Source organism: Micromonospora sp. HM5-17 (assembly GCF_003762835.1).
In the GTDB taxonomy this organism is placed as follows: domain Bacteria; phylum Actinomycetota; class Actinomycetes; order Mycobacteriales; family Micromonosporaceae; genus Plantactinospora.
On record NZ_RJWA01000028.1, the window covers coordinates 1 to 2,851 of the forward strand.

The window sequence follows — 2,851 nt, forward strand, 5'->3', positions numbered from 1 at the left end:
TGGTGGGTGACCCGTTCGAGTCGGGTCGGGGCGCTGATGCCGAGTGTCGGCGGCGTGTTTTTTGAGAATTCCACAGTGGATACCTCCTTGCCTGAAACCGTTCGTTATTCGTTATCCGAGAATTGGAAGGAGGTTGTGTGCAGAATTCGGAGCTGATCCTTTTCGTGCTGTTGCTGCTGTCGGTTGCGGTGAATATCGGGCTGGTTCGGCGTGAAGTGCGTCGGTGGCGGCGTGTGTGGCGTCTGACCGGTCGGGAGTAGCCGCTGATATCCGCCCTCGGGGTGTGGTTTCCCGGGGGCGGGTGGTGGCCCGCCGATGGCGGGGACGATCGAACCGGAAAGGGGCATGGATTTGGTGCCAGAGATGGTGAAGTCGTGGACGGGCCGAAGCCGGTATGAGGCGCTGGTGGGCAACATCCACGGTTTGGCGTTGATGCTCGACGCGGTGAAGGACTTGATCAGGTCGTGTGAGCCGCCGCCGGGGACGCTGTACCAGGCCACGGCCCGGATTGAGGATGTGGAGGATGCGCACCGGCAGGCGGTGGAGGCCCTTCGGGCGTTTCACCTGCGGGTGAAGACGTACGAGGCTGAGCTGGTTTCCAAGCCCTGGAAGGTGAACTGATGTCATACCGGATCAGTGACACCTATGACGGGGTTGATCAGGCTATGCGGCTGCTGCGGCGGTCGATGAAGGGGATGCCGGAGCGGCACCGCTACATGAAGCACTACGACGAGTTGCGCCGGGCGGTGGCCGTGATGCTGATCCTCTTGGAAGAGCTGACTCCGTGGATGGAGGAGACCGAGAAGGCGAAGCGGGCGACGACGACCGCGAAGAAGATGCTCGAATTGGTTCGCTGACCGCAAATTGTTCAACGGAAGGCCCGGGCTGGTGATCCGGTCCGGGCTCTCTTCTGCCCAAAAACAGGACATGACGGCTTGTTTGTTAATTAGCGAAGGTGGGTGCTGGGATATGAGTAAGCGTACTCAGGGGTGGGAATGGCGGGTCGCGGGTTGGGCGGCGCGGCACCCGGGTTTCGTGGCTGTGCCGGCCGCTTTGACCGCCAGTGTGGTCGAGGCCGGGCCGGTGGCCACGGGTGGTGTGGTGGCGGGTGCGGTGGCGGCTGGTGTGGCTTGGTACCGGGGTCACCCGGAGTCGTGGGATCGGCTGGCGGCGCCTCGGCTGCGGGCGCTGCGTCGCCGGTGGCTGTCGCGGACCTATCTGGGGCCGTGGTGGAGCCGGGTGATGGAGGCGTGCAACCTGGTCACGGTGCACCGGGTGACGGGTGCGATCTCGGTCCCCCGCATCATCCGGGTGCGGTCGCACTCCCCGTCGACGGAGACGGTGTACGTGCGCCTGTTGCTCGGGCAGACGCCGAAGCAGTGGGAGGAAGCGGCGGAGGCCCTGGCGGTGGCGTTGCGGGCGGAGCGGGTCGGGGTCGAGCGGGTACGGCCGCAGGTGATCGCCCTGGTCGTCCAGCGCAGTGAGCCTTTTACTGAGGTGATCGTTCCGCCGGAGATCCCGGCTGACTCGGAGGTCGTGGACCTGTCTCGGGTGTACCTGGGTGAGACGGAGCATGGCACGGACTGGTGCGCGCCGTTGATTGGGCAACACTGGCTCATCGCCGGGGCCACCGGGTCGGGGAAGAACTCGATCGTGTGGATGGTGCTTCGGGCGTGTGCGCCGCTGGTCCGTGACGGCCTGGTGCGCCTGCACGTGGTGAACCCGAAGGGAACGGAGCTCAACGCTTTGCGGCCGGTGTGCTACCGGTACGCCGAGTCGGACGGCATCGTGGAGGTCATCCAGGGTTTCTGGGAGACCATGCAGGCGCGGAAGCGGGTGTTGGCGGAGCAGGGGCGGCGGACCTTCGTCATGTCGAGGGAGACTCCGCTTGACCTGCTGGTCGTTGACGAGCTGGGGGCGGTGACCGGGTATGGTGACCGGTCGCTGACCCGGGGGGCTCAGGCGGCGTTGCCGTTGATCTTGTCGCAGGCTCGGGCGCTGGGTGGCAGCGTGATCGGCGCGCTTCAGGAGCCCACGAAGGACGTGATCCCGCAGCGTGACCTGTTCTCCCTGCGGGTGTGCCTGCGGGTGACCTCGGCCGCCCATGTGGACATGGTGCTTGGTGAGGACATGCGCCGGCGCGGGGCTCTGGCTGACGAGATCCCGAACGTGCCGGAGTCGGCTGGTATCGGCTTCGTGGTGCGCGAGCGGTCGCGTACCCCGGTGCGGGTCCGGGCCGCCTACTGCGACGACTCCGATGTTGCGGAGCTGGTGCGGGTCGCCGGGTGGCCGGTGTCGGAGCTGGCCCGTACGGGGCAGGGGTGACCGCCATGCGTGAGGGTGCCGAGTCGTCCCGGCGGCCTCGTGCGGTCCGCCGGCTGGCTAAGCGGCTGGATGTGGCGCGGCAGCTCCACGACCTGGAGCAAGACGCCGCGTTGGAGATCGTGGAGATCGAACGGCTCCGGGTGTCCGTGACTCGCGCGCTGTGGATCTTCCTTGCGATCGGGTCCGTGTTCACGACCACCGGTGTTCAAGATTTTTTGGCCGGTCATCTGACCCCGGCCGATCCGGTGTGGTGGGGCTGCTGGGGCGTTGAGCCGTGCCTGGTCGGCGTGCTCATCACGGTGCTCCGCTGGGAGGCCGCGATGATCGCCCGGGGGATCGACATCGATTCCAAAGTCGTCGCCTGGCTGAAGCGGTTCCTACTCGGCTGCACGCTGATCATGAACGTGGTCCCGGCCTTGTGGCCTCGTGAGGGTGGGATCAGCGCGGGGATGGTCGCCGCGCACATCATGGTCCCCATCCTGGTCGCCATGCTGGCCGAGGTCATGCCGATCGTGCAGGCACGCTG

Annotated in this window: 4 protein-coding genes and 1 pseudogene; all 5 read left to right on the forward strand. The window is 66.4% G+C overall.

Features of this window, described 5'->3' with window-relative positions:
- Nucleotides 1–137: 137 nt before the first annotated feature.
- Nucleotides 138–260: a hypothetical protein gene (locus EF879_RS28550; protein WP_255420942.1), complete on the forward strand. Its 123-nt coding sequence runs from the start codon at nt 138–140 to the stop codon at nt 258–260.
- An 85-nt stretch (nt 261–345) separates the two neighbouring features.
- On the forward strand, nt 346–621 hold the full coding sequence (locus EF879_RS26745) for a hypothetical protein (RefSeq protein ID WP_123563349.1): 276 nt from the start codon (nt 346–348) through the stop codon (nt 619–621).
- Nucleotides 621–857, forward strand: coding sequence for a hypothetical protein (locus EF879_RS26750; RefSeq protein WP_123563351.1), 237 nt, complete (start codon nt 621–623; stop codon nt 855–857). The genes EF879_RS26745 and EF879_RS26750 overlap by 1 nt, the downstream gene beginning before the upstream one ends.
- A 382-nt stretch (nt 858–1,239) precedes the next feature.
- Nucleotides 1,240–2,325: an FtsK/SpoIIIE domain-containing protein gene (locus EF879_RS26755; protein WP_123563353.1), complete on the forward strand. Its 1,086-nt coding sequence runs from the start codon at nt 1,240–1,242 to the stop codon at nt 2,323–2,325.
- A 5-nt stretch (nt 2,326–2,330) separates the two neighbouring features.
- A pseudogene (locus EF879_RS26760) lies at nt 2,331–2,851 on the forward strand (hypothetical protein); the annotation flags it as partial.

Bases quoted from the DNA above. Each gene is read 5' to 3' on its own strand.
- EF879_RS26745 (WP_123563349.1), top strand. From the start codon at position 346: ATGGATTTGGTGCCAGAGATGGTGAAGTCGTGGACGGGCCGAAGCCGG.
- EF879_RS26750 (WP_123563351.1), top strand. From the start codon at position 621: ATGTCATACCGGATCAGTGACACCTATGACGGGGTTGATCAGGCTATG.